The organism is Schleiferilactobacillus harbinensis DSM 16991 (genome assembly GCF_000425885.1).
GTDB lineage: Bacteria > Bacillota > Bacilli > Lactobacillales > Lactobacillaceae > Schleiferilactobacillus > Schleiferilactobacillus harbinensis.
In genome coordinates this window covers 26,237-51,849 of the sequence record NZ_AUEH01000020.1, presented here as the reverse complement: position 1 = coordinate 51,849, position 25,613 = coordinate 26,237, and the positions used below count along the sequence as shown (strand labels likewise).

The following is a 25,613-nucleotide window of genomic DNA, read 5'->3' as shown; positions in this document are numbered from 1 at the left end:
CCAGACCCGTGAATATCAGTCTCGGGTGCACGCTATGGGGATCGTTCCCAGCATGTCTCGTAAGGGTAACTGTCACGATAATGCGCCAATGGAAAGTTTCTTCAATCTGCTCAAGCGTGAACGGATCAATCGGCAACCCATCAAAGATCTTTCAGAGCTGAAACAAGTCGTGACTCACTACGTCACGTGGTTTAATCATGATCGCATCTCACTCAACAAAAACGGCCTGACTCCGATCGAATACCGGACTCAGGCCGCAGCGTAATTATTTTTCAAACTGTCTAACTTTTTTGTTGCACTTCAGATTCTTTCAATCTTGTCTCAGCTCTTTTCATTTGGGTGCTATTCAGGAAGATGGGACTTTTGGCACAGTCCCTTTCAATATGGGACAGTTTTTAAAAAATAGAATTCGGAATAAATGCAGCGAAACCCCGAAGGATTGGCTTCAGGGTCTCACACGTGTGACGGAGTCCACTCAGGGGCACCTCTAGCTGGCGGTGCACTGCTCATCGCTATCGGCGGCCGAGAGTTTCTTCTTAGAGACGCAAATCCGGCCATTGGCATTGTTGACCAGCCATTGGTCTGCCACCGACATGATGACAGATTGCTCTAAGACGACCTCAACCTTCCCAGGCAGCTTGGAAAAACGGTGGTCCTCCATGGTATAACTCGAGGCAATCACGGATTGCCCGACTTCAAGGTCTTTCATAAACCTTCCCCTCCTTGTCAAGCCGTCTGCGTGGTACCATCCCCCCGGATGATACCGGCGGCTTAAAGGCACCCCTGCAACAGAGGTTGGAACATATCATAGGAAAAGTGGGGCATAAAGTCAATGCCTCCAGGCCACTTTGCTCAATTTTTACAAAAAAGGGACCGATAACAGACATACCAGTTACCAACAGAGCAGGATTCTTTCCCTTTATCGGATCTTCTGATAAGATGGGAGGGCGTTTTGTCGAACGAGAGTCATGACCAGAATAGGAGAAAAGAAATATGACAGCACCAGTACGCTATCGCTTAATCAAAACTGAAAAACACACCGGCGCCCGGCTGGGTGAATTGATCACGCCCCATGGCACCTTCCCCACGCCCATGTTCATGCCAGTGGGCACCCAGGCGTCCGTCAAGCTGATGAGTCCAGAAGAGCTGAAAGAAATGGGGGCTGGGGTCATTTTATCCAATACCTACCACCTGTGGCTGCGGCCGGGTCCGGAAATCGTTAAAGAGGCGGGCGGACTGCACAAGTTTATGAACTGGGATCAGGGGATTTTAACTGATTCCGGCGGTTTCCAAGTCTTTTCTCTGGCGGAAAACCGGGATATCACCGAAGAAGGGGTCCATTTCCGCAGCCATTTATCCGGTGAGAAAATGTTTCTTTCCCCAGAAAAAGCGATTCAAATCGAAAATGACCTGGGGCCGGATATTATGATGTCCTTGGATGAATGTCCGCCGTTCTTTGAGAGTTACGAGTACGTCCGGGATTCTGTGGCCCGAACCAGCCGCTGGGCGGAGCGGGGGCTCAAAGCGCACTGTAATCCGGACACCCAGGGCCTGTTCGGGATCGTCCAGGGCGCCGGCTTCCAGGATCTGCGGGAGCAAAGTGCTAAGGATTTGGTCAGTCTGGACTTCCCGGGTTATTCCATCGGCGGGTTGTCCGTCGGCGAATCCAAGGCCGAAATGAACCACGTCTTAGACTTCACGACCCCGCTGCTGCCGGAGAACAAACCTCGCTATTTGATGGGTGTCGGTAGTCCAGATGCCTTGATTGACGGCGTGATCCGGGGGATCGACATGTTTGACTGTGTCCTGCCGACTCGGATCGCCCGCAACGGCACCGTGATGACCCATCATGGCCGTCTGATCGTCAAGAATGCTAAATACGCCCATGACTTCACTCCCCTGGATCCCGATTGCGATTGTTACACCTGTACCCACTACAGCCGGGCCTATATTCGTCATTTGATCAAAGCCGACGAAACCTTCGGCCTGCGGTTGACCACGTATCATAATTTATACTTCCTTATCCATCTTATGGCCGATGTGCGTCAAGCCATTATGGATGATAATTTAATTGAGTTCCGGCAGAATTTATTCGACGAGTACGGGTATTCCGACGCCACGACGAAAAACTTCTAACGGAAGCGGGCGCCCGGCGCCAAATTATGATACAGTGTTAAACGAAAACAACTGAAGGAGTGTACACTAATTTGACTATTTTTACAGCAAACATTGCAGCTGGTACCTCGGCTGGCACTGGTTTCGGCGGTATGGGTATGATCGTGATGATGGTGATCCTGTTAGGGGTCATGTACTTCACCATGATGCGGCCGCAAAAGAAACAACAGCAGAAGCGCCAGGAAATGCTCAACGAGATGAAGAAGGGCGACCGGATCGTCACGATCGGCGGCCTGCATGGCGTGATTGATACCATCAACAAGACCGACAAGACGGTCGTTATTGACAGTGATGGCATCTATTTGACCTTTAACCTTGGTGCGATTCGCACGGTTCTGCCGGCAGCCACTGCCACGGCGGATGAGAATCAAGCAACAAGTGCTAACGACGCCAGTGCCACGACGCCTGACACGCCCAACGATGCCGCCGCAGACGACAAGTCCAGCGACGACTCCAAAGACGCTCAGTAATTTTGATTCTGATCACCGGCTTGTCAGGCTGGTGGTCTTTTTGTTTGGCGCCAATCGCGCCGGCACGGTATAATAGACCTGTTGATAGAATAGTGATAAGGGAAGTAGGTGGTCTCAATGACTGATCCTGTATTCTTTAATCCCGGCGGTCAGAATGTACCCATGGCCCCGTACTACCAATACAGTCCGTACCATAATCCATGGATCATGCAAACCGAGGATTTGGCCAATACCCAATTGGTCGTGTACGTCCAACCGGATGGCCGATTGAAATTTGTTTTCCAAGCCATTCACCCGGAAACTGATACAGCAGAAAATACAACCCAGCAGTTGCAGGGTTGATGATTTGGGACTGAGACAACATCGTTCGCCAGTGTACCTCATGCCAGCGGAGTTAGTCGTCTCAGTCCCTTTTCTTGTGGACAGGATTTTTCGACAAAACGTCAAAGATACCGTTCTTAGTCACTTTTGATAACCGACTCTTGCAAATTCTGGTAAGCATCAATGGACATTTCTCGGTATTCTATCAATGTACAGTCGTTCATCGCCGGGGGAGCCAACGAGAGCGTCGTACCTGAAAAAAGATTGGTTTGCGGTAAAGGGAGTACTGGGGAGATTTGAACGCGTGTCACTTGCCATATTTTATGAACCAACAACATGATTGAGGGAAAAAGCAGCACTGCTCAGAGATGAGCGGTGCTGTTTTTTTCTGCGCAAAGCTTGATGTACTGCGGTTTTTGATATCGCTACCAGAAGTGAGACAATTCCCGTGAAATAAATCACAGAAAATGCTTTACAAATTACTTCGCATCCGGTATATTATTACTTGTGAAGAGGATAACAGAAATCAGAAACCTTACGGAGGTATAACAATGCTCGAGACTGTCAAAAAGAACCAACCCACGAAAGAAGCGACTCCAACTGTTGATCAGATGATCAATTCTTTGGTCGACGATGCACAAAAAGCGCTTAAAATCATGGAAGGCTTCGATCAAGAAAAGATCGATCATATTGTTCATGAAATGGCAATTGCCGGGTTGAACGCCCACATGCGTTTGGCCAAGATGGCGGTGGAAGAGACCGGCCGTGGTGTTTACGAAGACAAGGCGGTCAAGAACATGTTTGCCACCGAAGAAATCTGGCATGCCATCAAGGATGACAAGACGGTGGGCGTCATTGAAGATGATCAGCAGCACCAGATTATGTACATTGCTGAACCCGTCGGTGTCATTGCTGGGGTAACCCCGGTAACCAACCCGACCTCCACGACGATGTTCAAGTCCCTGATCAGTATCAAGACCCGTAACCCGATCATCTTCGCTTTCCACCCGAAGGCCCAGAAGTGTTCAGCGGAATCTCTGGAAGTTATCAAGAAAGCAGCCATCGCTGCTGGCTTGCCGGCGGGGGCATTGAGCTATGTGCCGATCCCCAGTATCGAAGCCACTAAGACATTGATGAATCACCCGGGCGTGGCGACGGTCCTCGCGACTGGCGGCCCCGGCATGGTCAAGTCTGCATATTCCACCGGTAAGCCCGCCCTCGGCGTTGGTGCCGGGAACGTACCGGCTTATATCGAAAAGACAGCCAATATTCGCCAAGCCGTTAACGACATCGTGTTGTCCAAGTCCTTCGATAACGGCATGATCTGTGCATCTGAACAGGCAGCCATCGTTGACGCGGAAATCTATGACGAAGTCAAAGCAGAATTCATTCGTCAAGGTGCCTATGTTTTGAAGAAAGACGAAGTGCCTAAGCTGAGCAAAACGGTGATTTCTGAAGAACGCCACGCTGTTAACCCGGACGTCGTTGGTAAATCCGCCAACACCATTGCCGAATGGGCTGGGCTCAAAGTGCCCAAGGGCACGCCGGTATTGGTTGCCGAAATCAACGGTGTCGGTGACGAATTCCCGCTGAGCCGGGAAAAATTATCGCCGGTATTGGCTTTGATCAAGGCCAATGGCCACGAAGACGGCTTCAAGAAGGCCGAAGAAATGCTGGAACTCGGTGGGATGGGGCACTCTGCTTGTATCCATACCGATGATGAAGACCTGGTTGTCCAATACGGATTGCGCATGAAGGCTTGCCGAATCCTCGTGAACTCCCCGAGTTCCGTCGGCGGTATCGGTGATCTGTACAATAACATGATTCCGTCTCTGACGTTGGGCTGCGGCTCCTACGGCATGAACTCCGTTTCCCACAACGTCGGCACCATTGACTTGTTGAACATCAAGACAGTTGCCAAGCGCCGGAACAATCTGCAATGGGTGAAGCTTCCGCCTAAGATCTATTTCGAAAAAAACTCCGTGAACTACCTGGAGAAAATGCAGCACATCTCTCGGGTATTCATCGTTGCGGACCATGGGATGGAAAAGCTGGGCTACGTTAAGATCGTCGAAGACGTACTGAAGCTGCGCAAGAACCCCGTTCAATTCCAGACTTTCTTGGATGTTGAACCGGATCCGTCCAGTGACACGGTCTTCCACGGCCAAGCTGCAATGAACGACTTCAAGCCGGATACCGTCATTGCCATCGGCGGCGGTTCCGTCATGGACGCGGCCAAGGGGATGTGGATGTTCTACCAAGCTCCGGATTCTTCCTTCTTCCGCGCCAAGCAGAAGTTCTTGGATATTCGTAAGCGGACCTACAAGTTCCCGAAGCTGGATGATGTGAAGCTGATCTGCATCCCGACAACTTCTGGGACTGGTTCTGAAGTCACTCCGTTCGCCGTCATCACCGATAGCGAAACCGGCGTGAAGTACCCGCTCGCCGACTATGCGCTGACCCCGAATGTGGCAATCGTTGATTCTCGCTTCATCGAAACGGTGCCGAAGACTGTTGTGGCTGACTCTGGCCTGGACGTTTTGTGCCACTCGATTGAAAGTTATGTATCGACCATGGCTTCGCACTATACCCGCGGACTGAGTTTGCAAGCGGCGAAGATCGTCTTTGATAACTTGAAGAAGAGTTATGACGGCGACCAAGAAGCGAAGAGTGCCATGCATGATGCTTCGACCATGGCCGGGATGGCCTTTGCCAACGCCTTGTTGGGCATCAACCACTCCATTGCCCACAAACTGGGCGGCGAGTACCACCTGCCCCACGGCCGGGTGATTGCAATCACAATGCCCCATGTCATTCGTTACAATGCGAAGATGCCTGAAAAGCGGGCCGTATGGGCGAAGTACAACTACTTCCGGGCGGACGAAGATTACGCAGAAATTGCTCGGTACTTGGGTATCCGCGGCAATAGCACCGAAGAACTGGTCAACAATCTGGCCGATGCCATCGTGAAGTTGGCTGAGAGTGTTGGCGTGAAGATGTCCTTGAAGGATCAGGGCATCAGCAAGAAGGCGGTAGACGATGCAGCGGATCGGTTAGCCGAACTGGCTTACGAAGATAACTGCACGATCACCAACCCGAAGGAACCGTTGATTGCGGATATGGCGCAAATCATCCGGGACGAATGGGCTGGCCCGAAGTCTACTTTCTAAGCAACACCACCAATAGACACCTGGGGACGTGAAATCTGACAGTCTCCCGGTCCCCGGTGGGTGATGTATCCTTCCTCCTAATATAAAAACAAACAGCGCCGCTGGACTTGATGGGTCCGGCGGCGCTGTTTGTTTTGGAGTAAAGAAAGGTGGCGCAGACTGCCGTGCCAAGTGCTCCGCAAGCTGCGGCGGATGGGGCTGGCGAAGCGCAGCAAGTGCGAAGCCGAAGGCGTAGCTAGCCATGACGGCGCTTTGAGCCCGCTGAGGAACGCGGTCTCAAAGTCGCCTAACGGCATATAATCTCGCCAAGTGCGGGCGAGATTATTGCCGTTTCCATGGCTGAGCCCCATCCGCCTCCGCTTGCTACGCACTTGGCACTCGCTTTCCTGTGATTGAAAAGCGGCGTCGCCAATTTCATTGGAAAAGAAAAACCGCCAGCTGGCGGTTTAGATAACCTAGTGGTTACAGAGTTGAATGATAGACAAATGCGCCGTCGAGACCGAAGTTGCGTTGGTCGGCGACGGTGCCGGGTTTGAGGTCGCTTTCGGCCATGCGCATCATTTCCATGTGGGCGTCGAGGTCGTCGACATGATGGAGAAGCATGGCTTCGGGAGTGGCGGGTTTGATGGCGGCGCCGTATTCGAGTTTGCCGTGGTGCGAGAGGACGAGGTGGCGCAGGTTGAGAATATGTTCGTCGTTAAGACTGGCGGCGTAGTTCAAGTGCAATGTATTGCGGGCGTAGTCCACAATCATGCCATCGATGATAGCGACGTGTTCCAGCAGGTTGGCCTGCTTGGTGGCTGTGTGGTCGGTGGCGTTTGTGTAGCAGAAGGCTTTGCCCAAATCGTGGAGCAGAATACCAGCGTAGAGCAGGGACTGGTTGATGGTCTTGGCATAAATCGTGTGGGTCAAAATTCCCTCGGCTTCATAAGCCATGGACAGGGTGTGGGTATACAGTCCGCCAATGAAAGCGTGATGCATCCGAATCGCAGCCGGCATTTCGCTCAGTTTATCGATGATGGCATCGTCTGTGTCGTTGTATAACGTGCGCACCAGATGCTGATAAATCGGGTCGGTGATCTTCATCAGGAAATGGTTGAAGCCTTCCTTCAATTGGGCATTGTCCCAATAACTCGCCGGCAGCAAGTCCCGCAATTGCAAAGTCGGATTAATAGAGAAAGAATCCAGAACGAATTGCAGCTTGCCGTTGTAATCGGAGCGCGTTGCCGTAAAATCAATGGCTTTGTTGTTGTAGGTCATGATTGAGTCCGGCTGGATCTCCCAGATTTTCACCGGCACTGTTTCGTCGTGGTTGGTGAGATTGGCGTCGGCGTATTGCGAGCCGTTCTTGGCCGCCTTGACGGTAATTCCTTGGATGATGGCCTGGCCGGCAAACTGCCGCCCATTCTTGACTTCTTTGAACATATGGCGCCTGCTTTCGTTTTCTTTTATTGTACCGTTTATTGGCGGAATCACAAAGGGCTCAGGCGACCGCTCAGAAGCGTAGGGATAAGGACGGCAAGGCACAAACCCCGGTTTTGGGTTTGTGCCTTGCCGTCCTTATCCCCTAGCTTCTGGTCGCCTGAGCCCGTTTAGAGGAGGCTGCCTTCTTTTGTCGGCTGTAACCCGTTTACGTGCAGGGAGAAAGAATTTGCGTGATACGTGAACCTTTTGCCGGGTGGCGCGGATAATAGGGTGTGAGGGGAGGCGATGGCCATGGCAATCGATCCGGTAATGGCCGAGGAGTTGGCGACCACATATGGCGCGGCATTGTATGGTTTTTGCCGTAAGTTGGCGTTCACCCGCCAGGATGCAGATGATTTGTACCAACAAACATTTCTACGGCTGCTGGCGATGCCAGCACGCGTTGACCTGAACGATACCCCCCGGGGGTTCCTGATGGCCATCGCCGCCCGCATCTGGGCTGATGAACGGCGCAAATATGCCCGGCGGGAGCGGATTGCGCCAATACATTCGGGGTGGGACGTGGAGACGGTGGCTGGGGCGGATACCGGTGGTGGTCAGCTCACTCAGCAGGAGCTGCAGGCCGACGTGCAGGCAGGGGTCAATCAGCTCGCAGACAGCTTGCGGGTCCCGGTGCTTTTGTATTACATGGGGGACCTGTCCATCGCCGAAATTGCATCCGAGCTGCATATTCCGGCTGGCACAGTGAAGCGCCGCTTGTTTCAAGCGCGGCAATTATTACGGCAAGAAATGGAGGCTAACGGCTATGGCGAAGCATAACAACGATTTTGATCAAACCTTGCGCACTGCGCTGCACCATGAGGAGGAACCGCCAGCGGCTTTGCAGCAGGCTGTCTTGCAACAAATCCGCCAGCATCAGCCGCAGCCTGTTGAACGACAGATTCCGGCATTGTTGATTGCAGTGCTGGGGGCGATGCAGACGATTTCCATGGTGGCTATGGTCATCTTTTTTCTCCCGTCGACGCTTGTCTTCGAGTGGGCCGCTCGTAACTTAGTTGGTCTGGCCGGACTAATGATTATCGCTGGTTTTGTGCTGGCTTTTTGGCTGAAACGCAAACAGAAGGAAGGGGTACCGTCATGATGAGTTATAACTTGTACTGGGGCTTGCCCATGGTCATGATCGTCATTTTTGTTTTGCTGTTGCTGAGCACTGTACTGTTGGGCATTTGGACATACAAAGATGCCCGGACACGCAGTCTGGATGCCGGCATGTGGACAGTGGTCGTGGTGCTGATTCCCAATTTGATTGGCCTGCTCCTGTACTTCTTAATTGGCCGGCGTCATGCCCAGGTCACTTGTCCCCATTGCGGGGCGAAGACCGATGCCAGCCAGCCGTATTGCGGTCACTGCGGCCAGTTGCTGGGCGATGCCGCCAAGACCAGCTTCACACCGACCAGCAAGGCCCCGCTGATAGGTGCGATCGTCGCAATCGTTCTGGTCTTTCTCGGTATGCTGGGCATGTTCGGCAGTTTAGCCTTTTCCCATGCGATTGGGTCGGCATCCTTCGTGCCCACCCAAACGGTGAAGAATGAAGGAAGCTGGAAATTCGATGCTGATCCGTTTAAATGGTGAACGAACCCAAACAATCACGGTGAAGAAAGGCGCCGATAAAGTATTCACCGTCGATCGCCAGCTCACCAGCGGTAAAGTGCAAGTCGGGGTGTCCGTTGATAAAGATACTCCAGGGCGCCTGATTGACGTGCAAAATGGCGAGCCCTATGACTTTAGTCAATGGACGCAGGGAGATTCGATTATCTTGCATCTTTATGGAACTGATGCAAAAGGTAAAATATCCGTCACTTGGCAGGGCCAGTGAGCCGACCAAAAAACGATCATGCCGATTTTTGCCGGCATGATCGTTTTTGATACCGTATCATGTAAAAATCTCTAAAAATTTCGCCCAACAGAATAATCACCACAATACCCAACATAATCACACCCAGCGCTTTCAGCAGCCAACGGGTCACGCCAGTAAAGAGATCATCCCGATAGCGCCAGGCCAGATAAATGGCGCCGCCTAACAGTAACAGGGAAACGACCTCTTCGAGTGCTTCATTCGGCAAAAGCAGCAGGCCTAACGTCGTTTTTTGCGGATAAACCAGATGGACCATGTTGAAGGCCATAAATATAAGCAGAAAGGGAAAAGCCAGACTGCCGCGGCCTAATTTGTGATTGGTCATGATCAGGACCCCCTCGCACCACTAAATGGTGTACGACGGTAACAATTGCGACTGAATGATCGGTGAGGGCCAAGGATACCAAGAGACGACTTGTATCCGATTCCATTATATAATCTGCGGCCATTTTTGCCTAGTGATATGCTGAGCACCGGACCATCCTGACGCGTAATATAAATATCTTGTGAGCAAGTCAATATTCCAGTATAATCAGTTTGGAACCGATTTCAAAATGTGGGAAAGTGACCGTGGTGGAAGAAGACGTTAAAGCGAGGAAATCCCTGTACGGCTGGATGATCGGCCTGATGACGTGGCTTGTTCTGTCTACTGTGTGGCCGGCAAGCCAGGAATTTGCGAATCACATTGTAAAAGTTGTGCTCGATTTCTTCCATAGCTTCTAAGCTCGCTGAGGAAGGTGACCTTGATGGAACAACAAGTTAAACCAAAGAAAACGAAGAAGACCCATTATGTCTTGGCGGCGTTGGCCGGTCTGTTGGCATACTTCGTTATTGCAATGATTTGGCCGCAGACCAGCCAATGGTCCAATGATCTCGTCAAAGTTGTCCTTGATTTCTTGACGGGTCGGTAAACAGGTTAGCAGATACAAATGGCGCCCAAAAGACCGGGTACCAGCATCCGTGATGGATTCTGGTACCCGGTCCTTTTGTCATTATATATGAATGTTAGAACACGTCACCATTAAAAATCGAGTTCTTCACAACAACATAGTCCACTTTCCGCAGGGATTCCAAATCCCGGCCGCCGGCGTAAGAGATACTGGATTGCAGGTCTTCTTGCATTTCCTTCAGCGTATCAGAAATCTTACCCTTAACGGGGACCAGCATCTTCTTGCCCTCCACGTTATGGTGGGAACCAGTCTGGAACTCAGACGCTGAGCCATAGTATTCCTGGAACTGTTCGCCGTCGACGGTCACCTTTTGGCCCGGTGTTTCTTCATGGCCGGCAAAGAGGGAACCGATCATGCACATCGTGGCGCCGAAACGGATGGACTTGGCAATGTCGCCGTTGTGGCGGATGCCGCCATCAGCGATGATCGGCTTGCGCGCTGCTTTAGCACACCACTGCACAGCCGCCAGCTGCCAGCCGCCGGTACCAAAGCCGGTCTTCAGCTTAGTGATGCAGACCTTGCCTGGTCCGATGCCGACCTTTGTGGCGTCAGCGCCGGCGTTTTCCAACTCCCGGACGGCTTCTGGTGTGCCGACGTTACCGGCAATAACGAAGGATTGCGGCAAGTACTTCTTAATTTGATGAATCATGTCGATCACGACTTGGGAATGGCCGTGGGCAATGTCGATGGTGATGTATTCAGGAACCAGTTCTTTAGCCGCCAATTCTTCAATAAAATCGAATTCACTGTCTTTCACGCCGACGGAGATGGAGGCGTATAAGTCGTGATCGTGCATGTTGGCTACGAAATCGGCCCGGGTCTCCGGATGGAACCGGTGCATGATGTAGAAGTAGCCATTATTGGCTAACCACATCGCCAGGGGGTCATCAATAATGGTTTGCATGTTAGCGGGGACCACCGGAATCTTGAAAGTGCGGCCGCCAAGGGTGACGGATGTGTCACATTCCTTACGGCTCTTCACGATACACTTGTTGGGAATTAATTGGATATCTTCGTAATCAAATACATTCATTGTACTATTCCTCCAAATCCGAACATTAATCGGAACGGTAACTTCTGTCAATGTGCCTCTGGTACTATAACGAACGGCAGAGAGAAAGTCAACTGCAAAAGTTCGAATATTGTTCGTGTTTTAGGTAAACGATGGGTAAAGAAAATGCCCGCCAGCGGGAATGCGTTGGCGGGCATGTATTGGGTATCATTGACATAAAAAGGTGATCGTTTTACCTTGCCGTGAAATCATGCCGGCAGTGGTCATGATCTTCAACTGTCGAGACATGGTTTCCGGCGTCGTACCTAAATAGTTGGCTAGTTCTTTCCAAGCGAAGGGAATTGTCACGGTATCGGTGCCAGCCTCCGTGCGCAGATCCTGCAGATAAGCCTGGATCCGGTCGGGGACGGATTCATCCGCCAGATAACCGGTTTGCTGCTCGGCCCGCTGGATCTTTTTGGCGGTGGCGGTGAGCAGGGCCACGCTTAAGCGGGGATGGTCCAGCAGCAGCCGGGTGAAGTCACTGCGGTCAATGAAGCAGACCGTGCTGGCCTGCAAGGCTTCCGTGTAGGCGTTGGGATTTGGCGCGCCGAGCAGCGCTTGTTCGCCGACGTAACCGCCCGGTTTGGTGATCGACAGCAATTGTTCTTTGCCGCTGGCAGAAAGCTGGTAGGTCTTCAACAATCCATGGGCGACCACGACTAACCGCTCTCCGTCGCCGGGACGGGTGATCTGTTCGCCTTTTTGCAACTGCCGATCCTGGGTGAGGGCGTCAATCTCGTCTTTCGCCGATTGCGACAGATCCGCAAACAGCGGCACCAGGCGGGTACAGTGGTGTAATACGGTTGCCATGGGCGGTCAGTCCTTTCTTACTTAGTCATCATCATCGTCTTCGGCCAATAGTGGGCGGCCAGCGGTCAAGGGTCGGCCCAGGCGATCCTGCAATTGGCGCAGACTGTGCTGATACCATCCTAACAGATGCGTCAACTCCAGAGCCAGGGGCCGCTTTTCTTCCTGTTCTGCCAGGGCAATGGCCCGGGTGATGAACATCATGCTGGTGTCCAGGTCTTCAACCACAAGTGCCATCATCTGGTCGGCGGTGGCGTACTTGATTCGCGGGTCTTCCTTCAGCATGGTGTACTGGGTGAATTCGGCGGTCGTTGTGGGAATGTTTTCCCCTTCGTCGAGCAGGGCAGAAATCAAACTGTCCCGTTGGCGGGTCAGGTCCTTGGTGAACTGCCAGAGCAGCTTCTCGTCGGCAGCCTGGGCAGCGCCGGTCAGCGTCCAGCGCATTTGCTGGATCTTTGTGGCGAGAACGACGTTGTTGGCAATAATGTGGCCGCACATGGCGCCGGCTGAGGGGACGTGGTGATCGTGATCAACTTGTTTTTGTTCCGCCGCATAGGCGGTCTCAATTTCAGCAGTGGTCATGGGTTAAGCCTCCTGTTTCTTGATTGCGGCGACGGAGTAGCCCAGCTTGGTCACCGCGTCAGCCAGGATTTGCGCGTCAGTTTGGGCCGGGTCAATGACGGCCTTCAGTTTGCTGGCGTTGAATAAGACTTTGGCGCTTTGCACGCCGTTAATTTGGTGCATGGCCCCTTCAATTTTTTGCAGGCAGCTGGGGCAGGTAATGCCGCCGAGTTTGATCGTTACTTTTTGCATTGTTGAATTTTCCTTTCCTAATGGCTTTCATGGTTATTATCCGGCACAACGGCGTTAGAAAAATTGACCGGCGTCAAGTTTGCTGCTTTTTTCTGAGGAATGCGGCGCAGCCGCAGTGCGTTGGCGATCACCAGCAAGATACTGGCCTCATGAACCAGCATGCCGCTGCCCATGGTCACCAAACCGGCGATCAAGCCTAGCAGAAGCAGAGCAACGGTGCCCACAGCCAGGGCAATGTTCTCTGTGACATTGCGGGTCATCCGGCGAGCCAGTGTGAAAAGCCGATTCAAGGCGGGCAGGGCATTATTCATCAGAATAACGTCTGCGGTGTCCATGGCCACGTCCGTGCCGCTGCCCATGGCGATACCGACATCGGCTTGGGCCAGAGAGGGGCTGTCGTTGATCCCGTCCCCGACAAAGGCGACATGCTGACTGTGAGCTTGCAGCTGCTTGATGTAGGCGGCTTTATCCGCCGGCAGCAGGCCGCCTTTGGCTTCGTCCAGACCAATCTGATTACCAATTCGTTGGGCGGCCGCTGGTGTGTCTCCGGAGAGCATGATGAGGTGCTGGATACCTTGTTTTCGTAATGCCGCCATGGTTTCCCGAGCTTGCGGTCGGACGGGGTCGGTGATGGCAAATCGGGCAATCAAGTCCGTACCAGCCGCAACATAAACCAGAGAAGCAGTGGACGCGGGTAATGCCGGTAGGCTGACCCCACGGCTGGTCATGAGCTGGGCATTGCCGATAGCCAGTGTACTGACGGTCAAGCCTTGACCAGCCACCACCTGCGGTGCTTCGGAAGCTGCCGCATCAGCAGCGGCGTCATGTTGGTCGGCGTAAGTAATGAGCGCTTGGCTCAGGGGATGGCTGCTTTGTTTCTCAGCGGCAGCAATGTGCCCCAGCCATTGCTTTCTGTCTGCCGGGTCAACGAACCAATCAACATGTTGCACACTGGTCCGACCTGCGGTGAGCGTCCCAGTTTTGTCGAACACCAGCGTATCGATTTGATTCAGCGCGCTGGCCACGTCGCCGCCTTTCAGCAGCAAGCCTTGTTTGGCCCCGGTACCAATTCCGACAACGTTGGTCACCGGTGCGCCGATCACCAAGGCCCCGGGGCAGCCGAGCACCAAAATTGTGATGGCCAAGCGGGTGTCCCGAGTGATCAAACCTACCGTCAGAGAAATCAGCAGGACCAGCGGCGTATACCACTTAGCGAACCGCTGAATGAACGACGCCACTGGTGATTGCGCATCCTGCGCGTCTTCGACGAGCTCAATGATTTGGCCATAGACTGTGTCATCGCCGACTTGACTGACCTGCACTTGGAGACTGCCATTGGTTACTGTGCTGCCGGAATAGACCGGATCACCGGCAGTTTTCCGGCGCTCCTCCGGTTCACCGGTGATCCGGGATTCATCCAGCAGCCCCGTGCCGCCGATTACTTGCCCGTCCACTGGGGCGGTGGTCCCTGGGGCCAGCTGAATTGTGTCGCCAACAGCCAAATTTGTCACGGCAGTATCTATTTGACTGCCGTCAGCATTGATTTTCTTCACCGTGGCCGGCAGCGCCGTGGCCAAGTCCTCAATCGCGCTGCGGGTCTTGGCTAATGATTTGCTTTCCAGCCAATCCCCGAAGAGAAAGAGAAAAGTGACGATGGCCCCTTCGTTATACTCACCGATGATCAGCGCGCCGACCACGGCGATAGTCACCAAGAGCTCAATGCTGATCACCTTTACCCGCAACGCCGCCAATGCGTTCCAGGCAATCGGCGCGCCTGCTAACAGTGTGCCAAGAATCAATAGTATGGCCCCCACCGGGCCCGCCAACCATTGACTCGCTGCCAAGCCCAACACCGTTGCCCCGCCACCGGCCACCATGAGCTGATATTTATGTTGTTGAACAAACATCTTTATCCCTGCTTTCGTTTTACTGATTGACTACAGTTTACGGGGGGAAAGGAAAAGAATAATTGACGGGGATCAAGATTGGAATTAATTGGGAATAATCATTGATGCACAGGGGAAGTAGTGCCAATGCGGAGCACTTAGCACGGCAATCAACGCCCCTCCAATCCACCCCGGTAGCTTTCAATACGGCTTTCCATTATAATGTAAAGATAGAAAACGCAAGGAAGGGACGCACGTTCATGGGCTTTTGGCCAACCTGGAAAGTATCATCAATCTTCGCTGTCACCCCAGCACAACTCCAAGCTCGGGGGAAAAAGTATGTCCTCACAGACCTGGACAACACTCTGATTCCCTGGAACCAGAAGGACGCCCTCGACCAAGTTCGGACATGGGCCAGCACGCTGGCCAAGCAAGGGATCCAGGTGATCGTCGTGTCCAACAACAACCACCATCGCGTCGCTGAAGCCTTGGCCGACTTGCCGATTCAGTTTGTCGCCCGGGCGCTTAAACCGTTACCGGTGGGCATCAAACGCGCTCTGAAAGAATTCCGCATTGATGCGTCAGAGGCGGTGATGGTTGGCGATCAATTCTTCACCGATGTTCTCGCCGGGTCGCTGGCGGGCGTGGACACGATCCTGGTTGCTCCCCTTGTTGACACTGACGGCTGGAATACGCGCATTAACCGCCTTCTAGAGAAGCCCTTGCGCCACTTGATCCGGGTCCACGATTGGACAAAACCGTGGAGCAGCGAAAATCATGAGAAGTTTAGATAACCCCAACTATTAAGGAGACAATTATCACGACAGAAGACCTGTATTGCATCGGCTGCGGTGCAAAATTACAAACGACCGACCCGGCACTCGCCGGCTATATTCCGGCGAGTGCCCTGACCAAACAGCTGGCAGATGGTGGCGACAAACTGTATTGCCAACGCTGCTTCCGGCTGCGCCATTACAATGAAATCACCGATGTGCCGGTGGAGGCTAACACATTTACTCAGTTGTTGAATGCGCTGGGTGCTGTGGACGCGCTGATCGTCAATGTGGTGGATGTATTTGACTTCACCGGCAGTGTCATTCCGGGTTTGCACCGCTTCGTCGGTCATAACCCGGTTATTTTGGTCGGCAATAAAGCTGACGTTTTGCCCCATTCGGTGAAGCGCCGCCGGGTGACCGACTGGCTGCGCCGTCAGGCCCATGCAGTGGGTTTGCGGCCCGAAGCCATTCAACTGGTCAGTGCCGCCAAGGGCTGGCAGATTCCGGAATTGCTGGAATTAATTGAAAAGGAACGGCGGGGCCGGGACGTGTATTTCGTCGGCACGACGAACACCGGCAAGTCTACGCTGATCAATGCGATCATTAAGGAGACCGCCGGCATTCAAGATTTAGTCACCACATCCCGCTTCCCGGGGACAACGCTGGATCGGATCGAAATTCCCCTGGATGACGGTCAAAAGCTGATCGACACCCCAGGGATCATTCAAACTCAGCAGATCGCCCATATTTTATCCGCCAAGGATTTGAAACTGGTGGCGCCGCAAAAAGAAATGCGCCCGCGGGTTTTCCAACTGCAATCCGGTCAGACACTCTTTTTAGCCGGCTTAGCCCGGATCGACTTTGTTTCTGGTGCAGCCGGCAGCTTCACGGTTTATGTGGACAATGACCTGTTGGTGCATCGGACCAAGCTGATCAATGCGGATGCCTTTTGGGACAAACACCGCGGCGAGCTGCTGGCGCCGCCCAGCACTGCGGAACTGGCTGATTTTCCGGACATGCACCACGAAGAATTTACGCCGCCGGATCGGTCGGATATCGTTATTGCCGGCCTGGGTTGGGTCAACGTGCCCGGCCGCGTCGTCGTGGATGTGTATACACCCCAGGGCATCGGGGTCGGCGTGCGGCCTTCTTTGATCGGCAACAACTAACGGAGGAATTTCTAATATGGCATTAACTGGTAAACAAAAGCATTACTTACGTTCCAAGGGGCAGACGATGAAGCCCTTGTTTCGAGTGGGCAAAAACGCCATCACTCCAGAATTCATCGCTCAAGTTGACGAGGCACTCGCCAAGCGGGAACTGATCAAAGTCTCTCTGCTGCCAGCGGCCGAAATATCACTGGACGAAGCGCTGACGTCTCTGACCAACGCGCTGCCCAGCATCATGGTGGCCCAGACCATCGGCAAGACCGCGCTGCTCTATCGGCCGGCAGAAAAGGAGAAGAACCAGCACATCTCCGCGGAAGTCAAGGCCCTGGGGCGGTCCTAATGGGGAAGAAAGTACTCAGCGCCGCACCGACGACGCACACGGCCACTCGGGTCGTGTCGGTCCAGGCGCCGGTGATTGCCACGGAAATCAAGCGGGTACTAGTCCAAAGCATCCGCGGCCACCAGATCGGTATTCTCGGCGGCACGTTCAATCCGCCGCATTTGGGCCATTTGCTGATTGCAGAGGGGGTCGTAAACGCTCTACACTTAGATCGGGTATTGTTTATTCCAGATGCCCAGCCCCCGCATATTCAAGGTAAAAACACGATTCCGGCGAAGGATCGGGTCGCCATGGTGAAAGAAGCCATCGCTGACAATCCCCATTTCTGCTTAGATGAACTGGAAGTACGGCGGGGCGGCAAGTCATTTACAATTGATACGATCAAAGAATTGAAACGGCGCGATCCGCTGGCCCAGTATTACTTCATCATTGGCGCGGACATGGTCAACGATTTGCCTAATTGGCATGAAATCGATAAACTGGTCCAGATCGTCACCTTCGTGGCCGTTCGCCGGCCCGGCGTAACGATCCACAGCAAGTACCCGGTAATTTGGGTGGATGTGCCCCAAGTGGCCATTTCGTCCAGCGGTATTCGCGATCGGGTGGCTAAAGGCGAATCGATCCGCTACCTGGTCCCGGATGGCGTTGCCGCTTATATTAAGGAGCACAAGTTATATGAAAAACAACACGCTTGAGCCCATCGTGCCCTATGATTGGGACGAGCTAGAGAAACGGGTGGCCGCCCGCATGACGGCCAAGCGCTTCGCCCATTGTCAGCGGACCAGTGTCGAAGCGGTCAAGCTGGCTGAGCAATACGGCGGGGACATTCAACGGGCGAAAATTGGCGGTCTGGTTCATGATTACGCTAAGCAGATCCCCGATGCCGATTTTATTCAGGCGATTCATGACCACCATCTGCCGGCGGCGTTGCTGGATTACGGCAATGCCATCTGGCACGGTATCGTGGGGATCTATTTCATCGAAGATGAATTGGCTATCCACGACCCGGCGATTTTGCAAGCCGTTGAGGAACACACCACTGGCGCTCCGGAGATGCCATTGTTGGCCCAAATCGTTTACATGGCTGACTTCATTGAGCCCGGCCGCCATTTTCCCGGGGTGGATGACGCCCGCGCCGTCACGGCCAAGAGCTTGCAAGCCGGCGTGTTGTTTCAGCTGAGTCATGAACTGAAGTACCTCGTAGAAAAACAAGAGCCGATTTATCCGCTCACATTCACCAGTTATAATGCCTGGGTGCGCCGTATCGGCCACCCGGCGGACAATTAAAGGAGTAGTGAATAACTTTTTGACAAGTGCAGAAAAGTTACAAGTCGCTGTAGAAGCGGCCGATAAGAAGCATGCCGAAGAGATCGTCGCATTGAATATGGAAGAAGTCAGCCTGTTGGCGGATTATTTCGTCATTATGCACGGCAATTCTGAACGTCAAGTCCAGGCCATCGTTGAGGGCATCATTGAGGCGGAAGAGGCTGCTGGGGTGACCGTTCAAAGCGTCGAGGGCAAGAAAGATTCCCGCTGGATGCTGATCGATCTGGGTGACGTGGTCGTTCATGTGTTTACCAAGGAAGAACGGGCATTTTATAATTTAGAGAAGCTGTGGTCTGATGCCCCGCTGGTGGATGTACACCAATGGATCACCGCGTAGATTACAGCATCTTCGCCCAGGTCTATGACCGCCTGATGGATAAGGATATGTATCCCCGGTGGCAGCACTACGTCCAAAGCAGCATGCCCGTTGGGATGACGGGAACACTGCTGGATTTAGGGTGCGGCAGCGGGGATTTTGCCGTCCAAATGGCTCAGGCCGGCTGGACGGTCACTGGTCTTGATCTATCGCCGGAGATGCTGACTCTGGCCGAAGCGCGGGCTGAACAAGCGGGTGTGGACGTGACCTGGGTTCAGGGCGATATGCGCCGCTTGACCGGTCTGGGGACATTTGATGCGGTGACTAGTTTCGATGATAGTTTGTGCTATTTGCCGGATCTCACCGCGGTTCAGGAAACTTTGCTGGCCGCCGCCGGGGTTTTGGTCCCTGGCGGATACTTCTTCTGCGACGTACATTCGCTTCACCAGACCGACGACGTTTTTCCGGGCTTCATGTACAACGATATTACCGAAGACAGTGCCTTTCTTTGGACCACCTATGCCGGCGAGCTGCCCCACAGCGTGGAGCATGAATTGACTTTCTTCACTTATGATGAAGAAATTGATGGATACACCCGGGCGATGGAAATTCAGCATGAGCGGACGTACCCATTAGCGGATTATCAGCGGGGGTTGACCCAAGCGGGACTTATCGATGTACAAGCGACGGCTGACTTTGGCACTGCCCCAGTGACTGCGGATACGACCCGCTGGTTCTTGCAAGGGATCCGACCGCATGCTTAATGCAGTAGGCGTGATTGCGGAGTACAATCCTTTTCATAACGGCCACCGCTACCAATTAGCAGAAGCTCGCCGGTTGAGCGGAGCGGATGTGACTGTGGTCGCCATGAGTGGGAATTATGTGCAGCGCGGCGAACCGGCGTTGTTTGATAAGTGGATCCGAGCCCAAGCCGCGGTGGCTAACGGTGCCGATTTGGTGGTGGAATTGCCGCTGAACACGGCGGTTCAGCCTGCAGACCGCTTTGCGCAAGGGGGCGTTCAGGCGCTGGCCGCGTTACAATGCCAGGCATTAGCCTTTGGCACTGAGCAGCCGGACTTGGATTATGCTGATTTGGGCCGGCAAATTGCCGATTTGCCGGCCCATCCGGCGGGTTTTGTTGATTATTCCCAGACTTACGCCACCCAGCTCAATACGTTCTATCAAGAAACGCTGCACGTTACCTTGGATGACCCTAACGTTATTTTGGCGTTAGGTTACGCATCAGCCAATGCTCAGCTGGCCCAGCCGCTCGCGCTGATTCCGGTGCCGCGGGTGGCCGTGGCTCACGATGCCGTTCAGACGCGCCAGCAGTTTGCCAGTGCCAGCTGGTTGCGGGATCATCCAGCGGCCATGGCTGACTTTGTTCCAGCGGCGGCCTGGCCGCTGTACCAGACAGCCCAGTGCAGCCGGTGGGCTGACTTTTGGCCCTATTTGCATTATCGGTTATTGACGATGTCCCCTGTTGAATTGCGGGAAATCTATCAGATGACCGAGGGCTTGGAGTACCGTTTCATTCAACAGAACCGTCAGGCGGCCAGTCTGACTGATCTGTTGAAGCGGGTGAAGACTAAGCGCTTTACGTACAGCCGGTTGAGCCGGGTTTCGCTGTATACGCTGCTGGCTTTGCACACTGATGCCATGACGCAGGTCGCGGTGCCGCTGCGCATTCTGGGCTTTACTTCAGCAGGGCAGAGGTACTTGAAGCAGATCCGCAAAGCCAGCGGGGATACGCTTTTAACCCGGGTCAATGCCCAGAGCGGGGCGGACACGGCACCTTATGGCTTGACGGTTCAGGCTGACCGTGTGTATACATTAGTTAACGGGACTGAGCAGAATTTTGGTCGGGCCCCCATTCGGAGAGAGAAAGGATGATTTATTATTAGCATGTTACAGTGGACCGAGGCCGACTTGCGCAAGCAGGGCAATCGGGAAATTCAATTTGACCGGGATGTTCCGCTAATGCCGGAAATTGCTGAACGGTTTGAAGACATTAGCGATGCCTCAATTTATCACGTGCAAGGCACGATCAGGGCAGATGGCGCCGGCTGGTTAGCAACCGTGCACGCTACTGGGGAAGTGACGGCCCATTCCACCCGTTCCCTCGCTCCAGTACGGGTCGCCCAAGATTTTACCTTTACCGAGTTATGGATTCCTCAGGAACAATGGGGCAGTGAACCAGCAGAGAAGCTGATGGATACCCACCAAGCGCTGACCATCCCCATGGCCCATGATATGATCGACATCTACGGCGCCGTCAGCGATCACGTTGTTCTGGAACTGCCGTCACAGATTCTCACTGACGAAGAGGCCAAACAGGATGTGATGCCTGCCGGACAGGATTGGCATGTTATTTCTGAAGCCGAATACGAAGCGCAGAAGAAGGCGGATGCCAAGCCGAATCCAGAGCTGGCCAAATTAAAGAGCCTGCTCCAAGATCAAGAAAAAGACGATAAAGACGATACCGATCAGCATAAAGACTGAGATTGGCGGAGTTTTCTGTTAAGATGTAAGTGAAACTGAAAACTGGAGGTATGGTAATGGATAAACCACAAATTGGGGTCATTGGCATGGCCGTCATGGGTAAGAATCTGGCTTTGAATATTGAGAGCCGCGGCTATACAGTCGCTATCTTCAATCGGACCGGGTCGAAGACCAAGGCCGTCGCTGAGGAACATAGCGACAAAAAGCTGGTACCCAGTTATACACTCGAAGATTTCGTGAATTCATTGGAAAAGCCGCGCCGGATCGTGATGATGATCAAGGCCGGCAAACCGACCGACATGGTTATCGGCGAACTGCTGCCGTTGCTGGACAAGGGCGATGTCCTGATTGATGGGGGCAATACCTTCTTCGAAGACACGATGCGCCGGAACGCGGAACTGGATAAATCCGGGATCAACTTTATCGGCATGGGTGTTTCCGGCGGCGAGCTGGGGGCCTTGGAAGGTCCTTCCTTGATGCCGGGCGGCCAAAAGGAAGCCTATGATTTAGTTGAGCCGATCTTGACTAAGATTTCCGCTAAGGCTAAAGATGGCGCCCCCTGTGTGACCTATATCGGACCCAATGGTGCCGGCCACTACGTGAAGATGGTCCACAACGGAATTGAATACGGCGACATGGAATTGATCGCCGAGAGTTACAACTTGCTTCGGAACCTGTTGGGTGAAACCCCGGAGAAGCTGGCTGATACCTTTGCTGAATGGAACAAAGGCGAATTGTCCAGCTACTTAATTGAGATCACAGCGGATATTTTGACCCGTAAAGATGATCTTGGTACCGGTAAGCCGATTGTCGACGTGATCTTAGACGCTGCCGGCAACAAGGGGACGGGCAAGTGGTCTTCTCAGAATGCTTTGGAACTTGGCCAGCCGCAAACGCTGATTACCGAGTCCGTGTATGCCCGTTATATTTCGGCCTTGAAGGATGAGCGGGTTGCTGCCAGCAAAGTCTTACCGGTCCACACTGGCAAGGCAGACATTGGCGACAAGGACAAGCTGATCGAAAAGATTCGGGAAGCTTTGTATTTTGCTAAGATTATGAGTTATGCGCAGGGCTTCGCCCAGATGAACGCGGCCTCTAAGCAATATGATTGGCACTTGAATTTTGGTGAGATCGCCAAGATTTGGCGCGCTGGTTGTATCATCCGGGCGCAATTCCTGCAAGAGATCACCAGCGCTTACGATCGCGATCCAGAGTTGGGCAACCTGTTGCTGGATAAGTATTTTCAAGATATTGCGGACAAGTATCAGCAGAGTGTCCGGGACGTCGTTTCCCTGGCCGTTCAAGCTGGGATCCCGACGCCTGCATTCTCTGCCGCCATCAACTACTACGATTCTTATCGCAGTGCTGTATTGCCGGCCAACTTGATCCAGGCTCAACGGGATTACTTCGGGGCGCACACCTATCTGCGCAACGACCGCGAAGGCGTGTTCCACTATACTTGGTATAAAGAACAATAATCAGTATCCATTACGGATAGAATTATTGGAACAGGGGCGCACGCCCCTGTTTTTTCTGCTGTCAATCTGTGGTAAGATTAAAACAAATCTGCTCATGAATGATAAATTTTCCCTTTATTACATGTGAATCATTTGGCAAGAATAGGAGTGGCTACGGCACAATGCAAAGTATATTGATTATTGAAGACGAAAAGAATTTGGCCCGTTTCGTCGAACTCGAATTGCAACATGAGGGCTATAAGACAGAGGTCCACAACAATGGCCGGACTGGGTTGGAGGCAGCACTGAAGCACGATTGGGACGCAATCCTGCTGGATCTCATGCTGCCCGAACTGAACGGCTTGGAAGTCTGCCGGCGGGTGCGCCAGCAGAAGAATACGCCGATCATCATGATGACCGCGCGGGACTCGGTCATTGACCGAGTATCTGGGCTGGATCACGGGGCCGATGACTATATCGTTAAGCCGTTCGCCATTGAAGAACTGCTGGCCCGCTTACGGGCGCTGTTGCGGCGGATCGACATTGAGAACGCTCATTCTAAGAATAAGCAGCACACCATCACGTATCGGGATCTGACCATTGAGAAGGAGAACCGAATCGTCCGTCGGGGCGACGAAGTCATCGAATTGACCAAGCGGGAATATGAATTGCTCTTGGCCCTGGTAGAGAACATCAATGTTGTCCTGTCGCGGGATGTGCTGCTGCGCAAAGTTTGGGGTTACGATTCCAGTGCGGAAACTAATGTTGTCGATGTCTATATCCGGTATCTGCGGAATAAGATCGACGTACCCGATAAGGCCAGCTATATCCAAACCGTCCGCGGCACCGGGTACGTGATGCGTTCCTAATGTCTGCTTATGGATAGAGCCGAACAGAAAACAACCAAGCCGCACCGGATAGACTGGCGTCTCTCCCTGCGGACGAAGTGGACGCTGATCGTGGCTGGCACGATGGTCCTGTTCTTTGCCATCTTTGCCGGCGTGCTCTATCAGTCGGTGGCGCAAATTTTGCTGTCCCGGGAACAGGGATCCGTGCAAGATACCTTGACGGCGGTGGAACAACGCTTGGCCCCGTTAAAGGGTGAAGTAACCATGAATAGCGTGAATCCACTGCTTAATCCCAATTACATTAATGCGGATACGGATAGTTTGCCCATTCCCAAGCAGCAGACTAATTTCTTCTCAGACTCTCTCATTGCAAAGCTGTCGCGGGAAGATATTACCGTGTCTGTCTACGATCTCCATGGCGGATTGGTCTTCACGACCCGCTCGCCGGAGGCCAAATATACCAGCCGCACGGCCGAAGGGTTTCAGTATACCCGATCAGATGGCGGTAAGCATCTGATCGCCACCCGGCAGGTGCACTCGGCCACCACCAATGACCATATTGGGACGGCGATCGTCTATGACCGGATGGATACATTTAATGCCAGTATGCAGCGGCTGCTTTGGCAAATTGTCCTCATCGGGATCTTAGTTTTTGTTTTGATCGTGATCGTTGCCCTCGTTTTGATGAATAAGCTGATCAAGCCGATTCGCCAAATGACGGAAACCATGACGGTGGTCCACGATGACCCGAATACCGATGTCCGGGTGCCGGCGCTGAAGGGCAATGACGAGCTCAGCCAATTGGTGGGCGAATTCAACGGGATGCTGGATACGATACAACGCTATATCAAACAGCAGCAACGGTTTGTCCAGGATGTGTCCCATGAATTACGCACCCCCGTGGCGGTGCTGGAGGGTCATTTGCAACTGCTTAACCGCTGGGGCAAAGACGACCCCCAGGTGTTGTCTGAATCTCTGGGCGCATCGCTGCAGGAGCTGGATCGAATGAAGCATTTGATTCAAGAAATGCTGGATTTGACCCGAGCCGACAATGCGGCCACGACTTATCCCAATGCCGTGACGCTGGTGCTGCCGGTATTGAAGACGGTCTACAACAATACGGTTATGCTCCATGGCGACTTCCAGATTGAAAAAGACTTCGATTTGGCACCCGATACTGCCATTCAGATGTATCGTAACCACTTCGAACAAGTCCTGATCATTCTGCTGGACAACGCGATGAAGTATTCCCGCAACCGGAAAGAAATCCACTTGAGCGCTGCCACCGATCAATCGACGGTATCGATCGTCGTCCAAGATTTCGGCCGAGGCATTGCGCCCAAAGACTTGCCCCAGATTTTCAACCGCTTCTACCGGGCCGATGAAGCCCGGTCGGACATGGATGTGTCCGGAAATGGTCTGGGCTTGTCCATCGCCCATCGGCTGGTCACGGAATACGGCGGCGATATCACCGTCGAATCCGTGGTTGACCACGGGTCCGTCTTCCGCATCGACTTGCCGCTGTACAAGGGCGAGCTGCCGCCGGAAGAGGCCGCGGAGGCGAAGGATGACCATGACGACGATGACGAGCTGCCGCCGGGGATCATTAAAATGTCGTAGCAGGAACAGCCTTACCGGGACTTGTCGGTGAGGCTGTTTGTTTGTGCTTTGCCTGCCGTGCCAAGTGCTTCGCAAGCTCCGGCAAAATTGGGCTGGAACGTGGTGACGGCGCTTTGAGCCCGCAAAAACCGCGGTCTCAAAGTCGCCTAACCACATCGGCGGCAAGCCGCCGTGTGGTTACACCACTGAGCCCATTTTGCCTCCGCTTGCTACGCACTTGGCACTAGATCGTCAGAAATATAAGGACGCGTTTACTTGGTTGGCAATTTTTGA

The 25,613-nt window shown here is 53.3% G+C and carries 29 protein-coding genes and 2 pseudogenes; 23 read left to right on the top strand and 8 right to left on the bottom strand.

Going from position 1 to position 25,613, the window contains the following annotated elements; all coding sequences use genetic code 11:
- Positions 1-122: pseudogene (locus H627_RS20910) on the top strand (IS3 family transposase); the annotation flags it as partial.
- Positions 98-265: pseudogene (locus tag H627_RS20905) on the top strand (IS3 family transposase); the annotation flags it as partial. The pseudogenes H627_RS20910 and H627_RS20905, both read left to right, overlap by 25 nt.
- Positions 266-487: 222 nt before the next feature.
- Here H627_RS20905 and H627_RS0107755 read toward each other — a convergent pair.
- Complete coding sequence (locus H627_RS0107755) at positions 488-709, bottom strand: hypothetical protein (protein WP_027828497.1); 222 nt, start codon at positions 707-709, stop codon at positions 488-490.
- 284 nt (positions 710-993) lie between these two features.
- On the opposite strand from H627_RS0107755, the gene tgt reads away from it, so the two are divergent.
- The 4 genes from tgt to adhE all read left to right on the top strand — a co-directional run bounded on the left by tgt (position 994) and on the right by adhE (position 6,136).
- Positions 994-2,136 carry a tRNA guanosine(34) transglycosylase Tgt gene (tgt, locus tag H627_RS0107750; RefSeq protein ID WP_027828496.1) on the top strand — a complete coding sequence of 381 codons (1,143 nt, stop codon included), beginning with the start codon at positions 994-996 and terminating at the stop codon, positions 2,134-2,136.
- A gap of 131 nt (positions 2,137-2,267) precedes the next feature.
- Positions 2,268-2,645, top strand: coding sequence for a preprotein translocase subunit YajC (yajC, locus tag H627_RS0107745; protein ID WP_035440312.1), 378 nt, complete (start codon positions 2,268-2,270; stop codon positions 2,643-2,645).
- 117 nt (positions 2,646-2,762) lie between these two features.
- Positions 2,763-2,987, top strand: coding sequence for a hypothetical protein (locus H627_RS0107740; RefSeq protein ID WP_027828494.1), 225 nt, complete (start codon positions 2,763-2,765; stop codon positions 2,985-2,987).
- A 530-nt stretch (positions 2,988-3,517) separates the two neighbouring features.
- Complete coding sequence (gene adhE, locus H627_RS0107735) at positions 3,518-6,136, top strand: bifunctional acetaldehyde-CoA/alcohol dehydrogenase (protein WP_027828493.1); 2,619 nt, start codon at positions 3,518-3,520, stop codon at positions 6,134-6,136.
- Between the two features lie 462 nt (positions 6,137-6,598).
- Here adhE and H627_RS19230 read toward each other — a convergent pair whose 3' ends face one another.
- The gene (locus tag H627_RS19230; RefSeq protein WP_051225280.1) at positions 6,599-7,561 is read right to left on the bottom strand and encodes an HD domain-containing protein; all 963 of its coding nucleotides are present in this window, start codon (positions 7,559-7,561) and stop codon (positions 6,599-6,601) included.
- A 291-nt stretch (positions 7,562-7,852) separates the two neighbouring features.
- On the opposite strand from H627_RS19230, the gene H627_RS0107720 reads away from it, so the two are divergent.
- From H627_RS0107720 to H627_RS0107705, 4 genes are read left to right on the top strand one after another with little or no spacing between them, the layout of a single operon-like run.
- Complete coding sequence (locus tag H627_RS0107720) at positions 7,853-8,380, top strand: RNA polymerase sigma factor (protein ID WP_027828491.1); 528 nt, start codon at positions 7,853-7,855, stop codon at positions 8,378-8,380.
- Positions 8,367-8,702 carry a hypothetical protein gene (locus tag H627_RS0107715; RefSeq protein ID WP_027828490.1) on the top strand — a complete coding sequence of 112 codons (336 nt, stop codon included), beginning with the start codon at positions 8,367-8,369 and terminating at the stop codon, positions 8,700-8,702. Before H627_RS0107720 ends, H627_RS0107715 begins: the two co-directional genes overlap by 14 nt.
- Positions 8,699-9,193: a zinc ribbon domain-containing protein gene (locus tag H627_RS0107710; RefSeq protein ID WP_027828489.1), complete on the top strand. Its 495-nt coding sequence runs from the start codon at positions 8,699-8,701 to the stop codon at positions 9,191-9,193. The genes H627_RS0107715 and H627_RS0107710 overlap by 4 nt, the downstream gene beginning before the upstream one ends.
- Positions 9,171-9,437 carry a hypothetical protein gene (locus H627_RS0107705; protein WP_027828488.1) on the top strand — a complete coding sequence of 89 codons (267 nt, stop codon included), beginning with the start codon at positions 9,171-9,173 and terminating at the stop codon, positions 9,435-9,437. Before H627_RS0107710 ends, H627_RS0107705 begins: the two co-directional genes overlap by 23 nt.
- 16 nt (positions 9,438-9,453) lie before the next feature.
- On the opposite strand, the gene H627_RS0107700 is transcribed toward H627_RS0107705, so the two are convergent.
- Complete coding sequence (locus tag H627_RS0107700; protein WP_027828487.1) at positions 9,454-9,801, bottom strand: hypothetical protein; 348 nt, start codon at positions 9,799-9,801, stop codon at positions 9,454-9,456.
- Between the two features lie 421 nt (positions 9,802-10,222).
- Between H627_RS0107700 and H627_RS20050 the strand changes: the two genes are divergently transcribed.
- Positions 10,223-10,387: a hypothetical protein gene (locus tag H627_RS20050; protein ID WP_155827902.1), complete on the top strand. Its 165-nt coding sequence runs from the start codon at positions 10,223-10,225 to the stop codon at positions 10,385-10,387.
- Between the two features lie 94 nt (positions 10,388-10,481).
- On the opposite strand, the gene H627_RS0107685 is transcribed toward H627_RS20050, so the two are convergent.
- The 5 genes from H627_RS0107685 to H627_RS0107665 all read right to left on the bottom strand — a co-directional run bounded on the left by H627_RS0107685 (position 10,482) and on the right by H627_RS0107665 (position 15,007).
- On the bottom strand, positions 10,482-11,459 hold the full coding sequence (locus H627_RS0107685; protein ID WP_027828486.1) for a GMP reductase: 978 nt from the start codon (positions 11,457-11,459) through the stop codon (positions 10,482-10,484).
- A 186-nt stretch (positions 11,460-11,645) separates the two neighbouring features.
- Positions 11,646-12,290, bottom strand: a complete 645-nt coding sequence (locus H627_RS0107680; RefSeq protein WP_027828485.1) for a Crp/Fnr family transcriptional regulator — start codon at positions 12,288-12,290, stop codon at positions 11,646-11,648.
- Between the two features lie 21 nt (positions 12,291-12,311).
- A complete protein-coding gene (locus H627_RS0107675) occupies positions 12,312-12,869 on the bottom strand; it encodes a ferritin-like domain-containing protein (protein ID WP_027828484.1) in 558 nt (185 codons plus the stop codon).
- Between the two features lie 3 nt (positions 12,870-12,872).
- Positions 12,873-13,100 carry a heavy-metal-associated domain-containing protein gene (locus H627_RS0107670; RefSeq protein WP_027828483.1) on the bottom strand — a complete coding sequence of 76 codons (228 nt, stop codon included), beginning with the start codon at positions 13,098-13,100 and terminating at the stop codon, positions 12,873-12,875.
- A 17-nt stretch (positions 13,101-13,117) separates the two neighbouring features.
- Complete coding sequence (locus H627_RS0107665; protein WP_035440283.1) at positions 13,118-15,007, bottom strand: heavy metal translocating P-type ATPase; 1,890 nt, start codon at positions 15,005-15,007, stop codon at positions 13,118-13,120.
- Between the two features lie 239 nt (positions 15,008-15,246).
- Here H627_RS0107665 and H627_RS0107660 point away from each other — a divergent pair, with 239 nt between their 5' ends.
- The 12 genes from H627_RS0107660 (at position 15,247) to H627_RS17470 (ending at position 25,340) form a co-directional block, all read left to right on the top strand.
- Complete coding sequence (locus H627_RS0107660; protein ID WP_027828481.1) at positions 15,247-15,780, top strand: YqeG family HAD IIIA-type phosphatase; 534 nt, start codon at positions 15,247-15,249, stop codon at positions 15,778-15,780.
- 8 nt (positions 15,781-15,788) lie between these two features.
- Positions 15,789-16,931, top strand: coding sequence for a ribosome biogenesis GTPase YqeH (gene yqeH / locus H627_RS0107655; protein ID WP_027828480.1), 1,143 nt, complete (start codon positions 15,789-15,791; stop codon positions 16,929-16,931).
- Between the two features lie 16 nt (positions 16,932-16,947).
- On the top strand, positions 16,948-17,271 hold the full coding sequence (locus tag H627_RS0107650) for a YhbY family RNA-binding protein (protein ID WP_035440280.1): 324 nt from the start codon (positions 16,948-16,950) through the stop codon (positions 17,269-17,271).
- Positions 17,271-17,966: a nicotinate-nucleotide adenylyltransferase gene (locus tag H627_RS0107645; RefSeq protein ID WP_051225279.1), complete on the top strand. Its 696-nt coding sequence runs from the start codon at positions 17,271-17,273 to the stop codon at positions 17,964-17,966. The genes H627_RS0107650 and H627_RS0107645 overlap by 1 nt, the downstream gene beginning before the upstream one ends.
- Positions 17,947-18,558, top strand: coding sequence for a bis(5'-nucleosyl)-tetraphosphatase (symmetrical) YqeK (gene yqeK, locus H627_RS0107640; RefSeq protein WP_035440278.1), 612 nt, complete (start codon positions 17,947-17,949; stop codon positions 18,556-18,558). The genes H627_RS0107645 and yqeK overlap by 20 nt, the downstream gene beginning before the upstream one ends.
- A gap of 19 nt (positions 18,559-18,577) precedes the next feature.
- Positions 18,578-18,934 carry a ribosome silencing factor gene (gene rsfS, locus H627_RS0107635; protein ID WP_027828476.1) on the top strand — a complete coding sequence of 119 codons (357 nt, stop codon included), beginning with the start codon at positions 18,578-18,580 and terminating at the stop codon, positions 18,932-18,934.
- Positions 18,919-19,677, top strand: coding sequence for a class I SAM-dependent DNA methyltransferase (locus H627_RS0107630; protein ID WP_027828475.1), 759 nt, complete (start codon positions 18,919-18,921; stop codon positions 19,675-19,677). The genes rsfS and H627_RS0107630 overlap by 16 nt, the downstream gene beginning before the upstream one ends.
- A complete protein-coding gene (locus H627_RS0107625) occupies positions 19,670-20,806 on the top strand; it encodes a nucleotidyltransferase (protein WP_027828474.1) in 1,137 nt (378 codons plus the stop codon). Before H627_RS0107630 ends, H627_RS0107625 begins: the two co-directional genes overlap by 8 nt.
- 12 nt (positions 20,807-20,818) lie before the next feature.
- The gene (locus tag H627_RS0107620) at positions 20,819-21,415 is read left to right on the top strand and encodes a DUF177 domain-containing protein (RefSeq protein WP_027828473.1); all 597 of its coding nucleotides are present in this window, start codon (positions 20,819-20,821) and stop codon (positions 21,413-21,415) included.
- Between the two features lie 56 nt (positions 21,416-21,471).
- Complete coding sequence (gene gnd, locus H627_RS0107615; RefSeq protein ID WP_027828472.1) at positions 21,472-22,893, top strand: NADP-dependent phosphogluconate dehydrogenase; 1,422 nt, start codon at positions 21,472-21,474, stop codon at positions 22,891-22,893.
- 161 nt (positions 22,894-23,054) lie between these two features.
- Positions 23,055-23,741: a response regulator transcription factor gene (locus H627_RS0107610; RefSeq protein WP_027828471.1), complete on the top strand. Its 687-nt coding sequence runs from the start codon at positions 23,055-23,057 to the stop codon at positions 23,739-23,741.
- A gap of 9 nt (positions 23,742-23,750) precedes the next feature.
- Positions 23,751-25,340, top strand: a complete 1,590-nt coding sequence (locus H627_RS17470) for a HAMP domain-containing sensor histidine kinase (protein WP_081674772.1) — start codon at positions 23,751-23,753, stop codon at positions 25,338-25,340.
- Positions 25,341-25,613 lie beyond the last annotated feature (273 nt).

Excerpts from the sequence above, each read along its gene's own strand:
- H627_RS0107755 (WP_027828497.1), bottom strand. The coding sequence starts at position 709 with ATGAAAGACCTTGAAGTCGGGCAATCCGTGATTGCCTCGAGTTATACC.
- tgt (WP_027828496.1), top strand. The coding sequence starts at position 994 with ATGACAGCACCAGTACGCTATCGCTTAATCAAAACTGAAAAACACACC.
- yajC (WP_035440312.1), top strand. The coding sequence starts at position 2,268 with ATGGGTATGATCGTGATGATGGTGATCCTGTTAGGGGTCATGTACTTC.
- H627_RS0107740 (WP_027828494.1), top strand. The coding sequence starts at position 2,763 with ATGACTGATCCTGTATTCTTTAATCCCGGCGGTCAGAATGTACCCATG.
- adhE (WP_027828493.1), top strand. The coding sequence starts at position 3,518 with ATGCTCGAGACTGTCAAAAAGAACCAACCCACGAAAGAAGCGACTCCA.
- H627_RS19230 (WP_051225280.1), bottom strand. The coding sequence starts at position 7,561 with ATGTTCAAAGAAGTCAAGAATGGGCGGCAGTTTGCCGGCCAGGCCATC.
- H627_RS0107720 (WP_027828491.1), top strand. The coding sequence starts at position 7,853 with ATGGCAATCGATCCGGTAATGGCCGAGGAGTTGGCGACCACATATGGC.
- H627_RS0107715 (WP_027828490.1), top strand. The coding sequence starts at position 8,367 with ATGGCGAAGCATAACAACGATTTTGATCAAACCTTGCGCACTGCGCTG.
- H627_RS0107710 (WP_027828489.1), top strand. The coding sequence starts at position 8,699 with ATGATGAGTTATAACTTGTACTGGGGCTTGCCCATGGTCATGATCGTC.
- H627_RS0107705 (WP_027828488.1), top strand. The coding sequence starts at position 9,171 with ATGCTGATCCGTTTAAATGGTGAACGAACCCAAACAATCACGGTGAAG.
- H627_RS0107700 (WP_027828487.1), bottom strand. The coding sequence starts at position 9,801 with ATGACCAATCACAAATTAGGCCGCGGCAGTCTGGCTTTTCCCTTTCTG.
- H627_RS20050 (WP_155827902.1), top strand. The coding sequence starts at position 10,223 with ATGGAACAACAAGTTAAACCAAAGAAAACGAAGAAGACCCATTATGTC.
- H627_RS0107685 (WP_027828486.1), bottom strand. The coding sequence starts at position 11,459 with ATGAATGTATTTGATTACGAAGATATCCAATTAATTCCCAACAAGTGT.
- H627_RS0107680 (WP_027828485.1), bottom strand. The coding sequence starts at position 12,290 with ATGGCAACCGTATTACACCACTGTACCCGCCTGGTGCCGCTGTTTGCG.
- H627_RS0107675 (WP_027828484.1), bottom strand. The coding sequence starts at position 12,869 with ATGACCACTGCTGAAATTGAGACCGCCTATGCGGCGGAACAAAAACAA.
- H627_RS0107670 (WP_027828483.1), bottom strand. The coding sequence starts at position 13,100 with ATGCAAAAAGTAACGATCAAACTCGGCGGCATTACCTGCCCCAGCTGC.
- H627_RS0107665 (WP_035440283.1), bottom strand. The coding sequence starts at position 15,007 with ATGTTTGTTCAACAACATAAATATCAGCTCATGGTGGCCGGTGGCGGG.
- H627_RS0107660 (WP_027828481.1), top strand. The coding sequence starts at position 15,247 with ATGGGCTTTTGGCCAACCTGGAAAGTATCATCAATCTTCGCTGTCACC.
- H627_RS0107650 (WP_035440280.1), top strand. The coding sequence starts at position 16,948 with ATGGCATTAACTGGTAAACAAAAGCATTACTTACGTTCCAAGGGGCAG.
- H627_RS0107645 (WP_051225279.1), top strand. The coding sequence starts at position 17,271 with ATGGGGAAGAAAGTACTCAGCGCCGCACCGACGACGCACACGGCCACT.
- yqeK (WP_035440278.1), top strand. The coding sequence starts at position 17,947 with ATGAAAAACAACACGCTTGAGCCCATCGTGCCCTATGATTGGGACGAG.
- H627_RS0107630 (WP_027828475.1), top strand. The coding sequence starts at position 18,919 with ATGGATCACCGCGTAGATTACAGCATCTTCGCCCAGGTCTATGACCGC.
- H627_RS0107625 (WP_027828474.1), top strand. The coding sequence starts at position 19,670 with ATGCTTAATGCAGTAGGCGTGATTGCGGAGTACAATCCTTTTCATAAC.
- H627_RS0107620 (WP_027828473.1), top strand. The coding sequence starts at position 20,819 with ATGTTACAGTGGACCGAGGCCGACTTGCGCAAGCAGGGCAATCGGGAA.
- gnd (WP_027828472.1), top strand. The coding sequence starts at position 21,472 with ATGGATAAACCACAAATTGGGGTCATTGGCATGGCCGTCATGGGTAAG.
- H627_RS0107610 (WP_027828471.1), top strand. The coding sequence starts at position 23,055 with ATGCAAAGTATATTGATTATTGAAGACGAAAAGAATTTGGCCCGTTTC.
- H627_RS17470 (WP_081674772.1), top strand. The coding sequence starts at position 23,751 with ATGGATAGAGCCGAACAGAAAACAACCAAGCCGCACCGGATAGACTGG.